The sequence below is a fragment of the Modestobacter marinus genome (assembly GCF_019799945.1).
GTDB lineage: Bacteria > Actinomycetota > Actinomycetes > Mycobacteriales > Geodermatophilaceae > Modestobacter > Modestobacter marinus_B.
In genome coordinates this window covers 125,523-144,473 of sequence record NZ_JABGCH010000005.1, presented here as the reverse complement: position 1 = coordinate 144,473, position 18,951 = coordinate 125,523, and the positions used below count along the sequence as shown (strand labels likewise).

Below are 18,951 nucleotides of genomic sequence, written 5' to 3'. Positions count from 1 at the left end.
GCCGCTCCAGGCCGTTGCGACAGCGCCCGCCCTCCTCACGGGGGCGGGCGCTCGTCGTTCGGCCGTCCGGCAGGGGCCCACCCCAAGCATGCGAGGGGTGGGGGCAGGACGGTCCTCCTATTCGCGCGGGATGTCGCCGCGCCAGGCACCGGTCTCGGTGCCGCGGCTCTCGATGAACTCCTTGAAGCGCTTCACGTCGGCGTTGATCTGCCGGTCGTCGACCCCGACGGCCGCGCCGACCTTCTCCACGACGCCCTCGGGCTCCCCGGTAGTCACCGCCGATCGCCCGGTGTCACGTGACGGACCGGTCCCTCCTGACCGCTCAGGAGGCGAGGACGGCGGCGGCCACGCTGCCGCGGACCGGGCGGCCGGGCAGCAGCAGCATCTGCACCAGGTGGTAGGCGTCCGGCTTGCCCTCCCACGTCCCGGAGCCGACGGCGCCCTCCGGCGTCAGCTCGTGGTGCCAGCTCCCCGCGGCCGGGTCGAGGAACAGCCGGTCGCCCAGCTCCCCCCAGCGCTGCTGCAGGGTGGCCGCCCGGGGGTCGCCGGTGACGGCGTACCGGACGGCGGCCGCCGCGACGGCCTCGCAGACCACCCAGTGCATGCGGGCGCCGACCACCGGCCGGTCCTCCCAGTCCAGCGTGTACGGGAAGCCCTCCTGCCCGTCGGCGGCCCAGCCGCGCTCGGCCGCGGCGAGGAACAGCCCGTCGGCGTCGGTGCGCAGCCACCCGGGGGCGTGCTCGTCCAGCGCCGCCGCCAGGTGCAGGCACAGCCGCGCCCACTCGAACTGGTGCCCGATGGTCACGCCGTAGGGCCGGAAGGGGTCGGCCGGGCGGTCGCGGTTGAACTCCGGCAGCGGCTCCCAGCCGGCCGTGAAGTGCTCGGGGAGCCGCCAGTTCCGCTCCCGGGCCCAGCCGTGCACGAGCCGCTCGGTGGCCCGCAGCGCGTGCGTGCGCAGCCGGGCGGCGGTCCCGGGATCGCTGGGCGCGAGCGCGTCGGCCGCGGCCAGCGCCGCCTCCACGCCGTGCATGTTCGCGTTGGCGCCGCGGTAGTCCTCGCTCGTCGTCCAGGCCCGGTCGAAGGACTCCGCGGCCAGCCCCTCGTCGTCGTCCCAGAACCGCTGCTCCCAGACGGCCAGGCCCTCGTCGAGCAGGGGGCGGCCGCCGTCGATGCCGGCGGCCGTGGCGGTCGCCCCGGCGAGGACGGCGAAGGCGTGCACGTAGGCGGCCTTCGTGTCGTCGTCGGTGGCCGCGCGCCAGCCGCCGTGCTCGCCGTCGTGCAGCGGCCCGCCGCGCAGCGCCGCCACCCCGTGCGCCGCGAGCTCCTCGGCGGCCGGGCGCCCCAGCAGGGTGGCCAGCCCGAACACGTGGGTCATCCGCGCGCTGATCCACGTCTCGACCGGCCGGCCGGTGACGACCCGGCCGTCGGCGCCGAGGTAGCCGAACCCCTCGGGCACCCGGGAGCCCGCGGCGAAGGCCAGCACCTGCTGCAGGGCGGTCCGCATGGTCAGAAGGCCAGCGCGACGCCCGGGTCGTGCAGCAGGGCGCCCACGTCGGCCAGGAACCGGGACCCGAGCTCGCCGTCGACGATCCGGTGGTCGAAGGACAGGCCCAGGGTGGTGACCTGGCGCGGCACGACCTTGCCCTTGTGCACCCACGGCATCGCGCGGACGGCGCCGAAGGCGAGGATCGCCGACTCCCCGGGGTTGAGGATCGGGGTGCCGGTGTCGACACCGAAGACGCCGACGTTGGTGATGGTGATCGTGCCGCCGGTCATGTCCGCGGGCGCGGTCTTCCCCGCCCGGGCGGTGGCGGTCAGCTCGGCGAGCGCGGTGGCCAGCTCGGGGAGGGACAGGCGGCCGGCGTCCTTGACGTTGGGGACGACGAGACCCCGCGGCGTCGCGGCGGCGATCCCGAGGTTCACCTGCCCGTGGACGACGATCTCCTGCGCCGCCTCGTCCCAGGAGCTGTTGACCATCGGGTGCCGCTGGGCCGCGAGCAGCACCGCCTTGGCGACCAGCAGCAGCGGGCTCACCTTCACGCCGGCGAACTCCGGCCGGGCGGCCAGCCGGTCCCGCAGCTTCATCGCCCGGGTCACGTCGACGGTGAGGAACTCGGTGACGTGCGGCGCGGTGAAGGCGCTGGACACCATGGCGGCGGCGGTGTGCTTGCGCACGCCCTTGATCGGGATCCGCTGCTCCCCGCCCGACGGAGCCGCCGGGCCCGGGCCGGCGAGGGCCGCGGGGGTCGGGGTGGCGCCGCGGGCGGCGTCGACGTCGGCCCGGGTGATCACGCCGCCGGGCCCGGTGCCGGGGACCGTGGCGAGGTCGATGCCGAGGTCCTTGGCGTACTTGCGCACCGGGGGCTTGGCCAGCGGGCGCAGCGCACCCTGGCCGGGCGCGGCAGCGCTGGACGGCGCCGCGGCCACGTCGGGCGTGCTGTGCGCCTCCGCGGCCCGCCCGGTCTCCAGCCCCCCGTGGCGGACCGGCTTCACGGTGACGTCCGGCGCGGTGGCCAGCAGCGGCGGGCGGTCCTGCCCGCTGTCGTAGTCGGCCTCGGCCGGCACCTGCGGGGTAGCGGCCCGGGCGGCGGCCGACGTGCCGGTGCGGCGCGGACGACGGCGGGCCTCGGTGGTGCGCGGCCCGTAGCCGACGAGCACCGCGGTGCGGCCGTTGGGGTTCGTCTCCCCGATCAGCCCCGACCCGGTGGACTGGGCGGCCGGGCTCCCGCTGCCCTCCCCACCGACGTCGATGGTGATGATCGGCGACCCCACGTCGACCGTCGTCCCGGCCTCGTACAGCAGCTCGGTGACCGTGCCGGCGTAGGGCGAGGGCAGCTCGACGGCGGCCTTCGCCGTCTCCACCTCGCACAGCGGCTGGTTCACCGTCACCGTGTCGCCGACGGCGACCAGCCAGGACAGGATCTCCCCCTCGGTGAGCCCCTCGCCGACGTCGGGCAGCTTGAACTGGCGCAGGTCGGCCATCAGAACCCCATCGAGCGGTCGACGGCGTCGAGCACGCGGTCGAGGTCGGGGAGGTACTCCTCCTCGAGCTTCGACGGCGGGTAGGGCGTGTCGTAACCGCCCACCCGCAGCACCGGTGCCTCCAGGGAGTGGAAGCAGGTCTCGGTGACCCGGGCGGCGATCTCGGCGCCCAGGCCGAGGGTGACCGGGGCCTCGTGGACGACGACGCACCGGCCGGTGCGCCGCACCGACGCGAACACCGGGTCGAGGTCCAGCGGGGAGATCGTGCGCAGGTCGATGACCTCCAGGGAGCGGCCCTCCTCGGCGGCGGCCTCCGCGGCCTGCAGCGCCGTCTTCACCATCGGGCCGTAGGCGAGCACGGTGACGTCGTCCCCCCCGCGCACCACCCGGGAGGCGAACAGCGGGGACGGCGTGCCGTCGAGGTCGACCGCGGCCTTCTCCCAGTACCGGCGCTTGGGCTCGAGGAAGACGATCGGGTCGGGATGGGCGATCGCCTGCTGGATGCCCCAGTAGGCGTCGGCCGGGGTGCTGACGGCGACCACCTTGAGCCCCGCGGTGTGGGCGAAGTAAGCCTCGGGGCTCTCGCTGTGGTGCTCGACCGCGCCGATGCCCCCGCCGAAGGGGATCCGGATGACGATCGGCATCGCCAGCCGGCCCCGCGACCGGGCGTGGATCTTGGCCACCTGGGTGACGAGCTGGTTGTACGCGGGGAAGACGAACCCGTCGAACTGGATCTCGCAGACCGGCCGGTAGCCGCGCATGGCCAGGCCGACGGCGGTGCCGACGATCCCCGCCTCGGCCAGCGGGGTGTCGACGACGCGGTCGTCGCCGAAGTCCTTCTGCAGGCCGTCGGTGATCCGGAAGACCCCGCCCAGCCGACCGATGTCCTCGCCCATGAGCACGACCTTCGGGTCGTCCTCGAGGGCCCGGCGCAGGCCGAGGTTGAGCGCCTTGCCGATGGTCAGCGTCTCCGTCATCGCTCGACTCCGCCCGCGTTCCACTCCTCGGTCGCTGGCGCTCCCTGCGATGCTCGCTCGGGCGTCGTCATCGGGGTCGTCATCGCTCGACTCCGCCCGCGTTCCGCTCCTCGGTCGCTGGCGCTCCCTGCGATGCTCGCTCGGGCGTCGTCATCGGGGTCGTCATCGCTCGACCCCGCCCTCGAAGCCCGCGTGGTACTCGACGAACTCGGCGCGCTGGGCGGCCAGGGGTGGCGGCATCTCGGCGTAGACGTGGTCGAAGATCTCCGTCCCGGCCGGGTCGGGCATGTCGAGGGTGCCCTTCCGGATCCGGGCGGCCAGCTCGTCGCCCTCGGCTTCGATGGCGGCGAAGAAGTCGGCGTCGGCGATGCCGCTGCGCGCCAGGTACGCCTTCACCCGGGCGATGGGGTCACGCAGCTTCCACTCCTCCAGCTCGCTGGCCAGCCGGTAGCGGGTCGGGTCGTCGGAGGTGGTGTGCGCACCCATCCGGTAGGTGAACGCCTCGATGAAGGTCGGGCCCTGCCCGTCACGGGCGGCGGCCAGCGCGGCCCGGGTGACCGCCAGCACGGCGAGGACGTCGTTGCCGTCGACCCGGACGCCGGGGAAACCGAACCCGGCGGCCCGCTGGTACAGCGGTACCCGGGACTGCCGCTCGATCGGCACGCTGATCGCGTACTGGTTGTTCTGGCAGAAGAAGACCACCGGCGCGGACAGGGACGAGGCCCAGATCATCGCCTCGTTGACCTCGCCCTGGCTGGTCGCGCCGTCACCCAGGAAGGCCAGCACCGCGGACTCGGCGCAGTCGCGCTGCACGCCCATGGCATAACCGGTGGCGTGCAGCGTCTGCGCGCCGATGACGACGGTGTAGAGGTTGAAGCCGGTCGCCACCGGGTCCCAGCCGCCCGCGTCGACCCCGCGGAACAGGCTGATCACCTGCAGCGGGTCCACCCCCCGGACCCAGGCGACGCCGTGCTCCCGGTAGGTGGGGAAGGCCATGTCGTCCGCGGCCAGCGCGTGCCCGGCGCCGACCTGGGCGGCCTCCTGGCCGAGCAGCGAGGCCCAGATCCCCAGCTCGCCCTGGCGCTGCAGGGCGGTGGCCTCGACGTCCCAGCGCCGGACCAGCACCAGGTCGCGGTAGAGGGCGCGCAGCTCCTGGTCGCCGACGTCCACGGAGTAGTCCGGGTGCTCCACCCGCTCACCCTCCGGGGTGAGCAGCTGCACCAGCGGGGGCTGCCCGGGGAGGTGCGGGGCACCGGCACCGGGCACCGGATCGACCACCTCGGTGGTGTGCGACAACGCGGTCACGCGTGTCCTCCTCGCCGTCTCGCGGAGCCCGGGGTCGCCGGACAACCGTCGCTGGACGTGCTCTCGCGGCGCCCGGGATGTGGCACCGCTCACACATGGTGGCATGCCGGGGGCTCCGCGCAATAGATCACCCAGGTGCCGATCTGCGCAACCGTCGGGCGCGCGACTGCGCACGATGGGTACTGCTAGGACGTCCTCGCATGCCAGACTGCACACCGTGCCCGCGAGTCCCGACCGGCTGGACCTCACCGACGCGCGGCTGCTGCTCGCCCTGACGGAGGACCCGCGCGCCACCGTGCTCGGCCTCGCGCAGCGGCTCGGGCTGGCCCGCAACACCGTGCAGGCGCGGCTGGCCCGGCTGGAGGCCGGCGGCGTGCTCGACCCGTTCGACCTGCGGGTGCGGCCGGAGTCGCTGGGCTACCGGTTGACCGCCTACGTGACGGTGCAGGTCGTGCAGACCAGCCTGGCCGACGTCGGTGCCGCGCTGGCCGGGATCCCGGAGGTGCTCGAGGTCATCGGCCTGTCCGGCGTCGTCGACCTGCTCGTGCGGGTGGTCGCCGTCGACGCGGACGACCTGTGGCGGATCACCGAGCAGGTGCTCGCCATCCCCGGCGTCCAGCGCACGGACACCAACCTGGCGCTGCGGAGGTTCGTCGGTCCCCGGATGATCCCGCTGCTCGAGCGCGCGGCCGGCCCGGCCCGCGCCGAGGAGGGCTGACCGCCGGTTTCGCCACGCCGCCGGACCGGGTAGCCGCGTGATCATGAGCAGTCGGAGGATCGGCACGCTGGGGTGGGTTCTGCGCGGCGCGGCGGCCGGCGCGGCCGGGACGAGCGCGCTGAACGCCGTCACCTACCTCGACATGGTCGTCCGTGGGCGCGCGAGCAGCTCCACGCCCGAACGGACGGTGGAGGCACTCGCGGAGAAGGCGCACGTGCCCATTCCCGGGGACGGGCAGACCCGCTCGAACCGGGTGGAGGGCCTCGGCCCGCTGACCGGCCTGGCCGCCGGCATCGGGGTCGGCGTCCTCACCGGCCTGGTCCGCGCGACCGGCTTCCGGTCCCGGCCGCTGGTGGGCACCGGGCTGATCAGCGCCGGCGTCCTGGTCGCCGCCAACGGCCCGATGACCGCGCTGGGCATCACCGACCCGCGCACCTGGTCGACCACCGACTGGGTCAGCGACGTCGTCCCGCACGTGGTCTACGCGGCGGTGGTCAAGGCGACGATGGACGCCTTCGGCTGAGGACGACGGCCGTCGACGAGGGCGTGTCTCCCGAGCACGGGGCGCCCGGTACGGGGATCTCGGACCGGTGGGCGTGCGTGCTGACCGATGAGCAGTGGGCGGCGATCGAACCTGGTCGCGCCCGCACGTGAAGGACAGGCCCTGGTCCACATGCCAGCATCATCTTGTGGACACATTCGCGGAGATCGCCGACGAGCGTCGCGGTCTGGCTGCCCTGATGTCGGGACTGACGGGTGAGCAGCAGGCAACGCAGAGCCTGTGCGACGAATGGAGCGTGCACGACGTGGTGGCGCACCTGGTCGTGCCCCTGGAAGTGAGCACCCCGAAGTTCGTGCTGGCCATGCTGGCGTGCCGCGGGAACTTCGACCGAGCGAACGTCCGGCTGACCCGCGAGCAGGCACGTCGGCCCTTCGGCGAGCTCACCGAGGTGTTGGCTCGGAAGGCCGACTCGCGGTTCACCCCTCCCGGTTCAGGTCCTGAGGCGCCCCTCACCGACCTCCTGGTGCACGGCCTGGACATCCGCTGGCCGCTGGGGCTGCCCCGCGACGTCCCCGAGGAGCGCCTGCACAAGTCGCTGACCTTCCTGACGGCCGCTCCCGTCGGTGGCATCGTCCCCAAGGGCACGCTGGGTGGGTTGCGATTCGAGGCGAACGACATCGACTGGGCTCACGGCAGCGGTCCCACCGTGAGCGGCGACGCCGAGGCGCTCCTGCTGTCGATCACCGGCCGCACGACCGCACTCGGCCATCTCAGTGGCGACGGCGTGTCGACGTTGCGTGGCCGACTGGCCTGACCCGGTCCGCATCGAGAACGGGTAGAGACCCAATCCGGCATGAGTGTGGACGGGTCTCTCAGCGACCGGAGGACCTACGCTTCGCAGCTCGCCAGGAAGGGGACAGCGGGTGACCTACGATGCCGAGCTCGCTGACCGCGTTCGCGGTGCAGTTTCTGATGTCGGGAATGTCCGTGAGGTGAAGATGTTCGGTGGCCTCGCGTTCATGGTCGACGACAAGATGGTGGCCTGCGTCTCGGGCGGCGGGGGCGCCCTGCTCGTGCGCGTGTCGCGCAGTCGCGATGCCGAGTACCTGGAGTTGGACGGGGCCCGCCGGGCAGAGATGGGCAAGGGCCGGTCGATGGGCGAGGGCTGGATCACCGTCGATGGGGATGCGCTCACCGAAGACAGGGATTTGCACTTCTGGATCGACGCCGTCCTGGAGTACAACGCCGAGAAGGCAGCAGAGCGTTGACCGGGACGGACCGAGCGACCGCGCGAGGCCGATCGAGCGGGACCCCCGCAGCATCCGCCACTCATTGAGAAGATGCGCCTAGCTCGACGAGAGCGCGGCAGAAGGAGCTCATCGCGATCCGTGCGGACTTGCCCCTGAGAGGTATCGGGCTAGACGCGTCCTGACCGTCACCTTGACCTGTCGCAGGCCGAGGGCGACCTGGAGGTCGTGGGCAGGGCGTGTCTGGAGCGGCCGGGGAGCCGCGCGCCTTGAGGGCAGGCGGCTCCGTGAGGTGCGGTCATTGCGGCTGACCACGCCCGCTTGCGATATGCGCCACCTTGTTCGCTGGAGACCTCTGTCCGGGCACTGCTGCGGCGTGGTCGTTCTGCTGGAGCTCGCCGATGCGGCTGGCCACGGCGGAGCAGAAGGCCAGGAGCGCGGCGGTGATCTCCTCGATGATGGGCACCATGTCCGAGCAGCCGGGGTGGAAGCTCCTGGGGATCGATTTCCGTCGCGGCCCCCACTCGATCGTGTAGCCGAGCACCATGCCCGTGGTGGAGTCAGTTGGAGCCCGACGGCGCTCCTTACGGTGTACGTCCGGCCGGGTGCCGTCTGGATGGCGTCGCGCATGACGGTGCCCAGAGGGACGCCTCGCCCAGATCGGCAGCCGGCAGGTGCTCCCGCTACTTGTGCGGGTCCGCACCGGGAGAGCTGTCCGGAATGCCGCGCTGGCCGTCGTAGTCGGGTTGTGGATGTTCATGGACGGATCGGTGGTCTGGTCGTCGTCGCCCCAGTTGTCGAGGATCAGCTCGCCGAAGAAGTGGACGTCGATGAAGTGGGTCACCGACGGGATCTGGTCGAGCAGCCAGGTGACGTTGGCGGTCTTCGGTTCGGAGACCACGCCCGGTCCGCGGTAGATCTCTTCGCAGGGTTCGTGGAGGTGGCAACGGGCGCCTGCGGGCGGAACGCGGTGGGAAAGTCCCACAGGAAGTCGTAGTTGCGGTTGAGGTCGACGCCGGGGCCGTTCCCGCCGCCGGTGGGGCACGCCGGCTGCCCAGGCTCCGCGAAGCGGCGGTTCTTGCGCCACATCCCGCCCGCCGCGCACCGCTTGCGCGCAGTGGGCGTCTGCTCCGGCCGTACGGGCAGACCAGGTGGGGGGGTCGCTCGGTGTGGTCAGCTGCGGTCGAACTCCCGTGCGGTCAGGGCACGCATGAGGTCTGCTCGGCCTTCCGACACCAGTCGGCACAGCGGTTTCCACTGCGGTGCGTCGCAGGGGTGTGACTGGTCGGCGAGCCAGGCGTCGGCGGCGTCGACGGTGGTCTTGTCGACCGCCCAGGAGGGAAACAGGCCCGTCACCACGGGTTGGGCCTGCTCGCTGGTGCGTCGGCCCCACAGGTTGGCGATCTCGGCGAAGTACTTCTCGACGTAAGGGGTGAGCAGGGAGCGCTGGGCGGGGTGGTTGAACCCGTTGACGATGGCCACGGTGATGGCTCGCGGCAGGTCGTCGTCGTGGACGGCGCGCTGCCAGGCTTGCTGTTTGGCCTCGGGGGTCGGGATCAGGGCGCGGGCTTGCTCCGCGCTCCGCCGGCCGCTGTCGGTGGGGTCGCGCTTCAGCTCGGCGTCGATGTCGGCTCCGGTGGCCGCGGCGTGCGCGATCAGGGCATGCAGCAGCCGCCACCGCAGGTCGGTGTCGACGGTCAGGCCGTCGGGCACGTCGACTCCGGCCAGCCAGCCGCGCATCCGCTCCAGGATCGGCGGCGGCAGCAGGCTTGCGGTGAGCGCGTTGACCACGGCGAGCTGGATGTCGGAGCCGGCAGGCGCGGTGTCGAGGGTGGAGAGCAGGGCGTCGATCAGCAGCGGCCAGCCGTGTTCGGCCGCCCAGGGCTCATCGGCGTAGGAGCTGGCCGCGATCTGCGCCTGCTGTAGCAGCCGCTGCAGCACACCGATGTCGGTCTCCGTGCCGAACTCAGCGGCGATGAAAGCGGTGAAGTCACGCGCTCTGAGCTCGGCCTCGCGGGTCATCTCCCACACCGCCGACCAGCACAGGCTGCGGGGAAGAGAATCCGCGATGTCGCCGATCCGGTCCAGCACAGTGGCCAGTGAGGCCGGGTCGAAGCGCAGCGCGCAATAGGTCAGGTCGTCGTCGTTGACCAGCACGAGCTTGCCGCGCGGGACTCCGACCAGGGCCGCTACCGAGGTGCGCTCGCCGGTGACGTCGACCTCGACGCGGTGGGTGCGCACGATCCGGCCGTCGCGCTCGTCGTAGAGGCCGACCGCGATCCGGTGGGTGCGCAGCTCGCCCGCGCCGGGCCGGGCTCCGCCCTGCATCACCTCGAATCGCGTGAACCGGCCCTGGGTGTCGAGCTCGAACGACGGACGGAGCATGTTCAGCCCGGTGGTCTTCAGCCACTGCGCGCCCCAGCCGGACAGGTCCCGCCCGGACGCCGCCTGGAGGGCGGCGAGCAGGTCGGCGAAGGTGGCATTGCTCCAGGCGTGCGCGGTCAGGTAGGCGCGCAGTCCGGCCAGGAACGGCTCGCGCCCGACGTAGGCGACGAGCTGCTTGAGCACGCTCGCGCCCTTGTCGTAGGTGATGCTGTCGAAGTTGACCCGCACGGCTTCCAGATCGGGGATGTCGGCCGCGATGGGGTGGGTGGAGGGCAACTGATCTTGGCGGTAGGCGCGGCTCTTCTTGATGTTCGCGAACGTCGTCCAGGCCTGGGTGTACTCGGTGGCCTCGGTCTGGCAGAAGATGCTCGCCCAGGTGGCGAACGATTCGTTCAGCCACAGATCGTCCCACCAGCGCATGGTCACCAGATCGCCGAACCACATGTGCGCCATCTCGTGCAGCACGGTCTCGGCGCGGCGCTCATATCTCGCGCGGGTGACCCGGGAGCGGAAGACGTAGTCCTCGAGGAAGGTCACCGCGCCGGCATTCTCCATCGCGCCGGCGTTGAACTGGGGAACGAACAGCTGGTCGTACTTGCCGAACGGATACCGAACCCCGAAGTTGGGCGGAAAGAAGCCGAAGCCCTGCTTGGTCTCGGCGAACAGCCGGTCGGCGTCCATGTACTGAGCCAGCGAAGCGCGGCAGTACAGCCCCAGCGGAACGGTTGCCGCGGCACCGTCGGTACGGTCGTCGTCGACGTACTCGTCGTGCCAGTGTGCGTACGGCCCGGCCACGAGCGCAACCAGGTAGGTGCTCATGATCTCACTGGCGGCGAAATGGTGGGTGACGGCCCCGCTGGGGCCGTCGGTGGTGCGTTCGGCCACCGTGTTGGACACGACCTGCCATTCGCGGGGCGCGTGCACCGTGAGCGTGTAGCGGGCCTTGAGGTCGGGCTGGTCGAAGCAGGCGAACAACCGCTTGGCGTCGGCCGTCTCGAACTGCGTGTACAGATAGACGCTCCCGTCGGCCGGGTCGACGAAGCGGTGCAGGCCCTGGCCGGTGTTCGTGTAGCGACCCGTGGCGACCACAATCAGCTCGTTGTCCGCGGCAAGCTCGGGTAGGGCGATGCCGTCGTCCTCGCGGTAGCCGGAGACATCCAGCTCTGTCCCGTTGAGCACCGCCGACCGCACGCCCGCGCCCACGAAGTCGATCCAGCAGCCGGCACCGGGTTCTCGACAGGCGAAGCGGACTGTCGTGGTGGTGGCGTAGGTTGCCTCGCCGGGCGCACCGCTGCCGTCGGTCAGGTCGACCTCGATCGCGTAATCGGCCACGTCCAGCAACGCGGCCCGCCGTTCGGCCTGAATTCGAGTCAGATTCGGCGATGCCATAGCGTTTCCACATCCCTTCTCTTCCGCGATCCGTCCCGAGCCGACGCACGTCCTTCGGATGTCGGCTGATGCGCAGCACCACGTGCGGGACCTGGTCGGCTGTTGACGTACGCCACGGCATCGCGAACCGGTACGAGGCAGTTCGATCGGGCATCTTTGCGCCGCAGCATGTCTGGTCGACGCCACCGCGCGCCTTGGCCGGTCGACGCGACCTCATCGACGCGACCTCACGCGGCGGCCGACGAACTCGACAACCCAGATGCTCGCGCATGACGCGTCACCTCGATGTCACTCCTGCGTCACCAGCCGCCCGAGTGCCACGCACCGTCGATCCGCCGACGGACTGGACCCCGAACAGCCACCGAGTGAAGGCACCGTTGACCTACAGCCGTGGACCGGTGAAGACCTGGATCTACAGAAGCCCATGCATCGGCGCGGGACACCGCGGCCCGACTTCGACGCCGCCGCCGACTACTAGTGCTGCGGCTGCCAACCTTGGCCCCGCTTCGCGACACACCGGCCGGCGTTCCTGACCGAGGTCCTGAGCGGGTGGACCGTCGCGCTCGTCTGATCCTGTTTTCCCCGCAGGAGATGCGAGATGGTCCATCGCGTGCAGGTCCGCCCGATCAGCAACGACGAGGGCAACAGGTTGCTGCGCATCGTCCGCCGGTCCAGCGGGTCGGTGGTGACCTGGCGACGAGCCCAGATGGTGCTGCTGTCGGCGCAAGGCATGGCCGTGCCGCAGATCGCCGAGGTGACCTTCACCAGCCCCGACCGGGTTCGGGACGTGCTGCACAACTTCAACGCCGACGGCTTCGACTCACTGAAACCGAAGTACGCCGGTGGGCGACCACCGAAGTTCAGCCTCGAACAGCGGCAGGAGATCAAGAAGGCCGCGCTGAGTCGGCCGACCGATCACGGGCTGCCGTTCAGCACCTGGAGCCTGTCCAAGCTGGCCGACTTCCTGGTCGCCGAGGGGGTGGTCGACGACATCTCCCACGAGGGCCTGCGCACGCTGCTGCGCGAGGAGGGCGTCTCCTTTCCAGGCCGTCAAGACCTGGAAGACCAGCACCGACCCGGACTACGAGACCAAGAAGAACCGGGTGCTGGAGCTCTACGCGATCGCCGACGGGCACCGCCGTCCCGGCCCCGGTGACCCGACCGTCGTCATCTGCGTGGACGAGTTCGGGCCGCTGAACCTTCAGCCCCACCCGGGCAAGCAGTGGGCCCCGGTGGTGACCGGGAAGGGCGAGCAGGAGCGGCCCCGGCGACGGCGCCGGCGGGCCACCTACACCCGACCGAACGGCGTGAGGCACCTGATCGCCGGCTACGACCTGTCCACCGATCGGCTCTACGGTCACGTCAAAGCCCGCAAGGGCCGCACCGAGTTCCTCGCCTTCTGCCGCTACCTGCGCTCGCTACATCCGGCCAACGCGCGGATCGCGATCGTGCTGGACAACTTCAGCCCGCACCTCTCCACCAGAACCGACCCCCGAGTCGGCGAGTGGGCTGCGGCCAACAACATCGAGCTGGCCTACGTGCCGTTCTACGGCTCCTGGCTCAACCGCATCGAGGCCCAGTTCACTGCGCTGCGCTACTTCGCCATCGACGGCACCGACCACGAGTCCCACCGCGAGCAGGCGAGCATGATCCGCCGCTACATCGCCTGGCGAAACCGGCATGTCTCCGATCCCAGGCTCCGCAAGGTCATCCGACGAGCCGAGACCATCAAGAGGGCGAAGGTTGCCTGACCCGGCACTAGGCCGTCCAGCCGCGCTCGTCGACCCCGCCGGGCACCGGGGCTTCGGGGTCGTAGGGCGTCCGGGTGAGGACGAAGGTCGCCAGGTCCAGGTGGTCCGGCGCGATGCGCAGCGTCTCGCCGGCGTAGTAGCCGTCCAGCCCCACCCAGGTGCCGTCCGGTCGCGGGGCGAACCGGCTGGCCCGGCCCGCGCGCCCGGGCATCGGCCCGAGGTGCAGCAGCCCGCCGCCCTGCGCCCGCAGCACGTGCGGCGCCGGCCCCCAGAACCAGACGCCGAGCTGCTCCAGCGGCACCGGCGGGGGCTGCGGCGCCCAGGCGGCGACGATCCGCGGTTCGGCCTCGCGCAGGTCGCCGAGCAGCCCGGGCACCAGGGGGTCCAGCCCGCTGGTCGTGTTGGCCAGCACGACCGCGCCGGCCTCCTCCACCCGGTCGACGAAGACGCCGGCGAGGAAACCGGGCATGGAGCCGCCGTGCCCGACCAGGGTCTGCCCGTCCACCCGTAGCACCTGCAGCCCGAGCCCGTAGGCCGACCAGCCCGGCACCGAGGGGTCCACGCCCGCCGGCACCGTCATCTCCTCGAGGGTCGCCGGGGAGAGCACCTCCCCGGTGTCGCCGAGCAGGAACGCGGCGAACCGGCCGAGGTCGGCCAGCGTCGCCCACAGCTGGCCGGCCGCCGCCATCACCCCGGCGTCGTGCTCGGGCTCGGGGAGGACGACGTCGGCCCACGGGTGCACGGCCGTTCCCGCGGCCGCCCGGCCGCTGGGCCGGGCAGTCGTGCGGGTCATGTCCAGCGGGGCGAGCACCTCGTCCCGGACGACGTCCTCCCAGGACCGCCCGCGCTGCCGGGCGACCAGCTCCCCGAGCAGCCCGAACCCCAGGTTGGAGTAGTGGAACCGCCGGGAGGTGCCGAGCACGACGTCGTCCGCGGTGAGCTGCAGGTCCGCCAGCGAGCCGCCGGGGACCCGCTCCCACCAGCCGCCGGGGCTCTCCGAGGTCACGCCGGCGAGGTGGGAGAGCAGCTGGCCGACCGTCCGGTCGCCGAGCGGCGTGCCGGGCACGTGCTCCTCGAGCGGGTCGTCGAGGCCCAGCCGGCCCTGGTCGCGCAGCCGCATGACCACGACGGCGGTGATCGTCTTGCTGATCGAGCCGAGCCGGTACTGGACGTCGGTGTGCGGCTCGGCGACGTCCCCTCGACCCCCCGACCAGGCCAGCCCGCCGTCCCGGACCACCCCGGCCACCAGGCTCGGCGCCCGGCCGTCCCGCTGCACGCGGGCGGTGCGAGCGAGCAGCCGGTGGGCGGTGGTGGGCAGGACGGGTTCGACCATGGGCGGAGGCTAGTCAGCCGTCGCCGTCGCCGCCCCGGACGGCAGGTGCCCGGCACGCTGCGCCCACCGCTCGAACCAGACGGTGACCAACGGGGGGACCGACGCGGCGAGGGCCAGCAGCGCCGTGCGCGGGGTCCAGCGAAGCACCCGCCAGGCGAGGAGGGCGAGCCCGACGTAGAGCACGAAGACCGCGCCGTGCACCGGCCCGGCCAGCTGGACGCCGAGCTCCGAGGTGCCCAGCACCCACTTCACGAACATGCCGGCGAGCAACAGCACCCAGGACACCGCCTCGGCGATGGCGACGGCGCGGAAGGCGCGGGCGACGGTCGGGGGATCGAGGAGTCGGGGAGCCACGACCGGGGTCAACGCGCGACCGGGCGCGCGGGCTCCCGGATGTGACGGACGTCCCCCGGACGGCACGGAGCCCCGGTCGCCGAGGGCGACCGGGGCGGAACGTGCCGCGGAGCGGCCCGGTCCAGAGGCTCGCCGCGAGCCTGCGAGCGGGGAGGAGGACCGGGTCCGTGCTCAGCCGGCGAGACGGCGCATCGCGGTGATCTGCCCCATGTAGTCGACCGGGACGACCTTGACGGTGCTGCCGGACGTCGGCGCGTGCACCATCTGCCCGTTGCCGATGTAGATGCCGACATGGCTGACCGGGCTGTAGAAGGCCAGGACGTCGCCGGGTTGGAGGTCGCCGCGGCTGACCGCGCGGCCCGTCGAGGCCTGGCCCTTGCTGGAGTGGGGCAGGGAGATGCCCGCGGCGGCGTAGGCGTACTGCACCAGGCCGGAGCAGTCGAAGGAGTTCGGCCCCGCGGCGGCCCAGACGTACGGGTCGCCCACCTGCGCCATGGCGGTGCTGACGGCGGCCTGCGCGGCACCGCTGCCGCCGACGACCGGGCCGGCCGGCGGAGCCGCGGGGGCGGGCACCGCACCCGGCGGCAGGGCCGAGGTGTTCGAGTGCGACCGCTCCGCATCGGCGCGGGAGGCCGCCTGCTCCGCGGCGGTCAGCCGCTCGTACTGGGCCTGGTAGTCGGCGATCTGCGCGTTCAGGTCGCTCTGCTGGGCGGCGACCCGGTCGACCTGTCCCCGCGCGTCGGCCGCGGCCCGGGCGGCGGCGTCCTGCGCCTGCTTGGCGGTGTCGTCGGCGGCCTGGGCCGCCGCGAGGACCTCGGTGTTGTGCGCGGCGATGACGTCGAGGGTGCCGACGCGGTCCATCAGCTCGTCGGACGAGGAGCTGCTGAGCATCGCCTCGAGGGTGCTCAGCCGCTCGCCGGTGTAGGCGCTGCGGGCCACCTCGCGGACGGAGTCCCGGGCAGTGGTCAGCGCGGTCTCGGCGGCCTCGGCCTGGGCGGCGGCCTCGTCGGCCGCGGCCTGCTTGGCCTTCAGTTCCTCACGGGCGTCGTTGAACTGCTCGGTGACGACCTCGAGCTCGTGCGCCTTCTCGGCGACCAGGGTCGCGGCCTCACCCGAGGTGGTGGGGTCGGCCAGGGCCGGCAGCGGGGTGAGCGCGACGCCGCCGGCGACGAGGAGCGTGAGGAGGACCCGACGAGGGGTCGCCCGCCGACGGGCAGGGCTGTGCGAACGCGCCATGTCTGGCGGGTGTGTCCCTTCTTCCACGTGCCGCCTACCGAGTTAGCTGACGGGTTCGGGCGGGAAGGCGCCCGGCACCGGCGGCCCGAGACGGGCCGCGGAGTGCTTCACCCCAGTACTGCGGTGGGTCCCCGGTCCTGCGGTCCGCCGGTCGTGCACGGGCCGCGTGGTTCGGCGGCGGTCCGGCCGGTCGTCACCCGGGAGGTGGCGTAGGTGCCCGTCCGAACCGCGCTCGACCATAGGGGGCGTTATGTGGTCGTGACAAACGGCTTCGGTCAATCTGTGCAAAAAGTCCGAGCGTGTGCTTCGACACGCTGACGGAGCGTGACAGGCCCGCGGTGTCCAGGGCCTGGCCCGGCAGAAGTTCTGCCTCGTCCCGTTCCGCCGGATGGCCGACACGCGGCCCGACCAGGTCGCACCGCTGGGAGAAGCACCTGCCCGGCGGGGTCCGCGCCCAGTTCGTGTGGGGCCTGTTGCACCACGCGCACACCGACCCACCAGGATGAGCCGGTGCCGACGATCTCCTCCGCCGCCTGGGACGACCCGGAGGTCGCCCGGCTGACCACCGAGCAGCAGGCGGAGCTGCGCGCCCGCTACGACGGCGCCGGCGAGTCCGGCCGGCCGCCGTCCGCCTCCGACGTCGCCGTGGTCCTGCTGGCGCGGGACGACGCCGGCACGCCCATCGGCTGCGGGGCGCTGCGCCCCCTCGGCGACGGGGAGGCCGAGCTGAAGCGGATCTACGTCGTCCCGGCCGCCCGGCGGCGCGGGGTGTCCAAGCTGCTGCTCGCCGGCCTGGAGGTCGAGGCGCTCAGCCGCGGCTGGACCACCCGCCGCCTCCAGACCGGTCCCCGGCAGCCCGAGGCCGTCGGCCTCCACACCCGGGCCGGGTACGAGCCGGCCGCCGCGTTCGGCCACCACGGGGACGACCAGGACTCCCTCTTCCTCGCGCGGGGCCTCACGTGACCGGCCCGGCTGCCCGCTACGACGCCGTCGTCGTCGGCGGCGGGCACAACGGCCTGGTCGCCGCTGCCTACCTGGCCCGCGCCGGGTGGTCGGTGCTGGTGCTGGAGCGGCGGCCCGTGCTCGGCGGGGCCGCGATCAGCCAGCAGGTGTTCGAGGGGGTCGACGTCCGACTGTCGGCGTACTCCTACCTGGTCAGCCTCCTGCCCGACCGGATCGTCACCGACCTCGACCTGTCGGTGACGCTGCTGGACCGCGCGGTCGCCTCCTACACCCCCCTGGTGCGTGACGGCGCTCACGGTGGGCTGCTGATCGAGCGGGAGGAGGGCCCGGCGACGGCCGCCTCCTTCCACGCCCTCACCGGCGGGGACGCGGAGTTCGCCGGCTGGCAGCGGTTCTACGGCCGGCTGGCGACCCTCGCCGAGGACCTCGCGCCGACCCTCACCGAGCCGCTGCTCGGCGAGGCGGAGCTCGCCGGCCGGCTCCGGGACCGGGAGCTGTGGCAAGACCTGCGGGAACGCCCGCTGGCCGACGTGGTCGCTGCGCACCTGTCCGACGACGTCGTCCGCGGGATCGCGCTCACCGACGGGCTGATCGGCACGTTCGCCGACGTCCACGCCGCCGACGGCCTGGCCGGCCGGTGCTTCCTGTACCACCTGATCGGCAACGGCACCGGGCGGTGGCGGGTGCCGGCCGGCGGGATGGGCGCGGTGAGCGGCGCGATCGCCACGGCCGCGCGCGCCGCGGGAGCCGAGCTGGTCACCGGGGCGACGGTCACCGCGATCGAGACCCGGGCGGACGGCGTCACCGTGCACTGGACCGACGACGACGGGACGGCGCGCGCTGCCGACGCGGGGTTCGCCGTCTCCGGGGCGGCGCCGGCCGTGCTGGACGAGCTGCTGGACGCCGCCCCCGCTCCCCGGCCGTCGGGCTCGCAGCTCAAGGTCAACATGGTGCTCGCCCGGCTGCCCCGGCTCCGCTCGGGCGACGACCCGCACCGGGCGTTCAGCGGCACGTTCCACGTCGACGAGGCCGCCTCGCAGATCGACGCGGCGTACGCGCAGGCCGCGGCCGGCCGGCTGCCCGACGTGATCCCGTTCGAGGTCTACTGCCACTCGCTGACCGACCCGACGATCGTCGGGGGCACCGGCCTGCACACGCTCACGCTCTTCGGGCTGCACACCCCCGCGGAGCTGTTCTCCGCCTACCCCGCCGGCACCCGCGACGAGGCGGTCGCCCGGGTGGTGGGCCAGCTGGACGCGTACCTGGCCGAGCCGCTGCTGGACTGCCTGGCCCGGGACGCCGACGGCCGGCCGTGCCTGCAGGCGGCGTCCCCGCTGGACGTGGAGGCCTCGCTGGCCATGCCCGGCGGGCACATCTTCCACGGCGACCTGTCCTGGCCGCTGGCCGCCGAGCCCACCGAGGCGGGCAGCTGGGGCGTGGCGACCGTGCACCCCCGGGTGGTCGCGGCGTCGTCGGGCGGGACCGTCCGCGGGGGCGCGGTGAGCGGGCTGGGCGGCTTCGCCGCCGCCCAGCACCTGCTGGGGCGGTGACCGACCCGCTGACGCGGGCGGCGATGCGTGGGCGGCAGGTCACGGGGAACCCAGACAGAGCCGGTCATCCCCCGGCCGGCTCCCTCCGACGCCACTCGGGAGACCGCATGAGCACCGCACCGAAGCGCCCCGCCGACGACGGTGGGGAGAAGCTGCCACGGAGCCGGGCACGCACGCTCATCCTCGTCACGATCGCGTTGATCATCGTCGTCGCGTTCGGCTACATGATTCTCGTGTCCGCCCTCGGCTGACCCCCCTC

20 protein-coding genes and 1 riboswitch are annotated in these 18,951 nt (G+C 72.8%); of the genes, 9 read left to right on the top strand and 11 right to left on the bottom strand.

Translation table 11 applies throughout. From position 1 onward, the window contains the following. Positions 1–117 precede the first annotated feature (117 nt). From HK417_RS07120 to pdhA, 5 genes are all read right to left on the bottom strand, one after another. Positions 118–276, bottom strand: a complete 159-nt coding sequence (locus HK417_RS07120) for a hypothetical protein (protein ID WP_261326039.1) — start codon at positions 274–276, stop codon at positions 118–120. A 46-nt stretch (positions 277–322) separates the two neighbouring features. Continuing rightward, the gene (locus HK417_RS07115) at positions 323–1,504 is read right to left on the bottom strand and encodes an AGE family epimerase/isomerase (protein ID WP_222264812.1); all 1,182 of its coding nucleotides are present in this window, start codon (positions 1,502–1,504) and stop codon (positions 323–325) included. Positions 1,505–1,506: 2 nt separating this feature from the next. Further along, on the bottom strand, positions 1,507–2,982 hold the full coding sequence (locus tag HK417_RS07110) for a dihydrolipoamide acetyltransferase family protein (protein WP_222264810.1): 1,476 nt from the start codon (positions 2,980–2,982) through the stop codon (positions 1,507–1,509). Continuing rightward, the gene (locus HK417_RS07105) at positions 2,982–3,959 is read right to left on the bottom strand and encodes an alpha-ketoacid dehydrogenase subunit beta (protein WP_222264808.1); all 978 of its coding nucleotides are present in this window, start codon (positions 3,957–3,959) and stop codon (positions 2,982–2,984) included. Before HK417_RS07105 ends, HK417_RS07110 begins: the two co-directional genes overlap by 1 nt. Before the next feature lie 162 nt (positions 3,960–4,121). Continuing rightward, on the bottom strand, positions 4,122–5,264 hold the full coding sequence (pdhA, locus tag HK417_RS07100; RefSeq protein WP_222264806.1) for a pyruvate dehydrogenase (acetyl-transferring) E1 component subunit alpha: 1,143 nt from the start codon (positions 5,262–5,264) through the stop codon (positions 4,122–4,124). Between the two features lie 217 nt (positions 5,265–5,481). On the opposite strand from pdhA, the gene HK417_RS07095 reads away from it, so the two are divergent. From HK417_RS07095 to HK417_RS07080, 4 genes are all read left to right on the top strand, one after another. Next, a complete protein-coding gene (locus tag HK417_RS07095; RefSeq protein ID WP_308123428.1) occupies positions 5,482–5,982 on the top strand; it encodes an Lrp/AsnC family transcriptional regulator in 501 nt (166 codons plus the stop codon). Positions 5,983–6,025: 43 nt separating this feature from the next. After that, positions 6,026–6,505, top strand: a complete 480-nt coding sequence (locus HK417_RS07090; protein ID WP_222264802.1) for a hypothetical protein — start codon at positions 6,026–6,028, stop codon at positions 6,503–6,505. Between the two features lie 166 nt (positions 6,506–6,671). Continuing rightward, positions 6,672–7,298: a maleylpyruvate isomerase family mycothiol-dependent enzyme gene (locus HK417_RS07085; protein WP_222264800.1), complete on the top strand. Its 627-nt coding sequence runs from the start codon at positions 6,672–6,674 to the stop codon at positions 7,296–7,298. Positions 7,299–7,407: 109 nt separating this feature from the next. Further along, on the top strand, positions 7,408–7,752 hold the full coding sequence (locus HK417_RS07080) for a TfoX/Sxy family protein (RefSeq protein ID WP_222264798.1): 345 nt from the start codon (positions 7,408–7,410) through the stop codon (positions 7,750–7,752). A gap of 277 nt (positions 7,753–8,029) precedes the next feature. On the opposite strand, the gene HK417_RS07075 is transcribed toward HK417_RS07080, so the two are convergent. The 3 genes from HK417_RS07075 to pepN all read right to left on the bottom strand — a co-directional run bounded on the left by HK417_RS07075 (position 8,030) and on the right by pepN (position 11,505). After that, the gene (locus HK417_RS07075; protein ID WP_222264797.1) at positions 8,030–8,632 is read right to left on the bottom strand and encodes a hypothetical protein; all 603 of its coding nucleotides are present in this window, start codon (positions 8,630–8,632) and stop codon (positions 8,030–8,032) included. After that, positions 8,572–8,820: a M14 family zinc carboxypeptidase gene (locus tag HK417_RS26890; protein WP_368858515.1), complete on the bottom strand. Its 249-nt coding sequence runs from the start codon at positions 8,818–8,820 to the stop codon at positions 8,572–8,574. The genes HK417_RS07075 and HK417_RS26890 overlap by 61 nt, the downstream gene beginning before the upstream one ends. Before the next feature lie 84 nt (positions 8,821–8,904). Then, a complete protein-coding gene (gene pepN, locus HK417_RS07070; RefSeq protein ID WP_222264795.1) occupies positions 8,905–11,505 on the bottom strand; it encodes an aminopeptidase N in 2,601 nt (866 codons plus the stop codon). A gap of 598 nt (positions 11,506–12,103) precedes the next feature. On the opposite strand from pepN, the gene HK417_RS07065 reads away from it, so the two are divergent. Next, complete coding sequence (locus tag HK417_RS07065) at positions 12,104–12,661, top strand: helix-turn-helix domain-containing protein (RefSeq protein WP_222264793.1); 558 nt, start codon at positions 12,104–12,106, stop codon at positions 12,659–12,661. Next, positions 12,609–13,256: a transposase gene (locus tag HK417_RS07060; RefSeq protein WP_222264791.1), complete on the top strand. Its 648-nt coding sequence runs from the start codon at positions 12,609–12,611 to the stop codon at positions 13,254–13,256. Before HK417_RS07065 ends, HK417_RS07060 begins: the two co-directional genes overlap by 53 nt. Before the next feature lie 7 nt (positions 13,257–13,263). Here HK417_RS07060 and HK417_RS07055 read toward each other — a convergent pair whose 3' ends face one another. The 3 genes from HK417_RS07055 to HK417_RS07045 all read right to left on the bottom strand — a co-directional run bounded on the left by HK417_RS07055 (position 13,264) and on the right by HK417_RS07045 (position 16,179). After that, positions 13,264–14,589, bottom strand: coding sequence for a serine hydrolase domain-containing protein (locus HK417_RS07055; RefSeq protein ID WP_222264789.1), 1,326 nt, complete (start codon positions 14,587–14,589; stop codon positions 13,264–13,266). Positions 14,590–14,598: 9 nt separating this feature from the next. Beyond that, positions 14,599–14,943 (bottom strand): DUF3817 domain-containing protein, encoded by a 345-nt coding sequence (locus HK417_RS07050; RefSeq protein ID WP_222264787.1) that lies wholly within the window; start codon positions 14,941–14,943, stop codon positions 14,599–14,601. A 171-nt stretch (positions 14,944–15,114) separates the two neighbouring features. Then, positions 15,115–16,179, bottom strand: a complete 1,065-nt coding sequence (locus HK417_RS07045) for a C40 family peptidase (RefSeq protein WP_222264785.1) — start codon at positions 16,177–16,179, stop codon at positions 15,115–15,117. Between the two features lie 16 nt (positions 16,180–16,195). Next, positions 16,196–16,339, bottom strand: a riboswitch (cyclic di-AMP (ydaO/yuaA leader). Between the two features lie 350 nt (positions 16,340–16,689). Here HK417_RS07045 and HK417_RS07040 point away from each other — a divergent pair. The 3 genes from HK417_RS07040 to HK417_RS07030 all read left to right on the top strand — a co-directional run bounded on the left by HK417_RS07040 (position 16,690) and on the right by HK417_RS07030 (position 18,943). After that, positions 16,690–17,142, top strand: coding sequence for a GNAT family N-acetyltransferase (locus tag HK417_RS07040; RefSeq protein ID WP_222264783.1), 453 nt, complete (start codon positions 16,690–16,692; stop codon positions 17,140–17,142). Further along, positions 17,139–18,692: a phytoene desaturase family protein gene (locus HK417_RS07035; protein ID WP_222264781.1), complete on the top strand. Its 1,554-nt coding sequence runs from the start codon at positions 17,139–17,141 to the stop codon at positions 18,690–18,692. The genes HK417_RS07040 and HK417_RS07035 overlap by 4 nt, the downstream gene beginning before the upstream one ends. 107 nt (positions 18,693–18,799) lie before the next feature. Beyond that, the gene (locus HK417_RS07030; protein ID WP_222264779.1) at positions 18,800–18,943 is read left to right on the top strand and encodes a hypothetical protein; all 144 of its coding nucleotides are present in this window, start codon (positions 18,800–18,802) and stop codon (positions 18,941–18,943) included. Positions 18,944–18,951 lie beyond the last annotated feature (8 nt).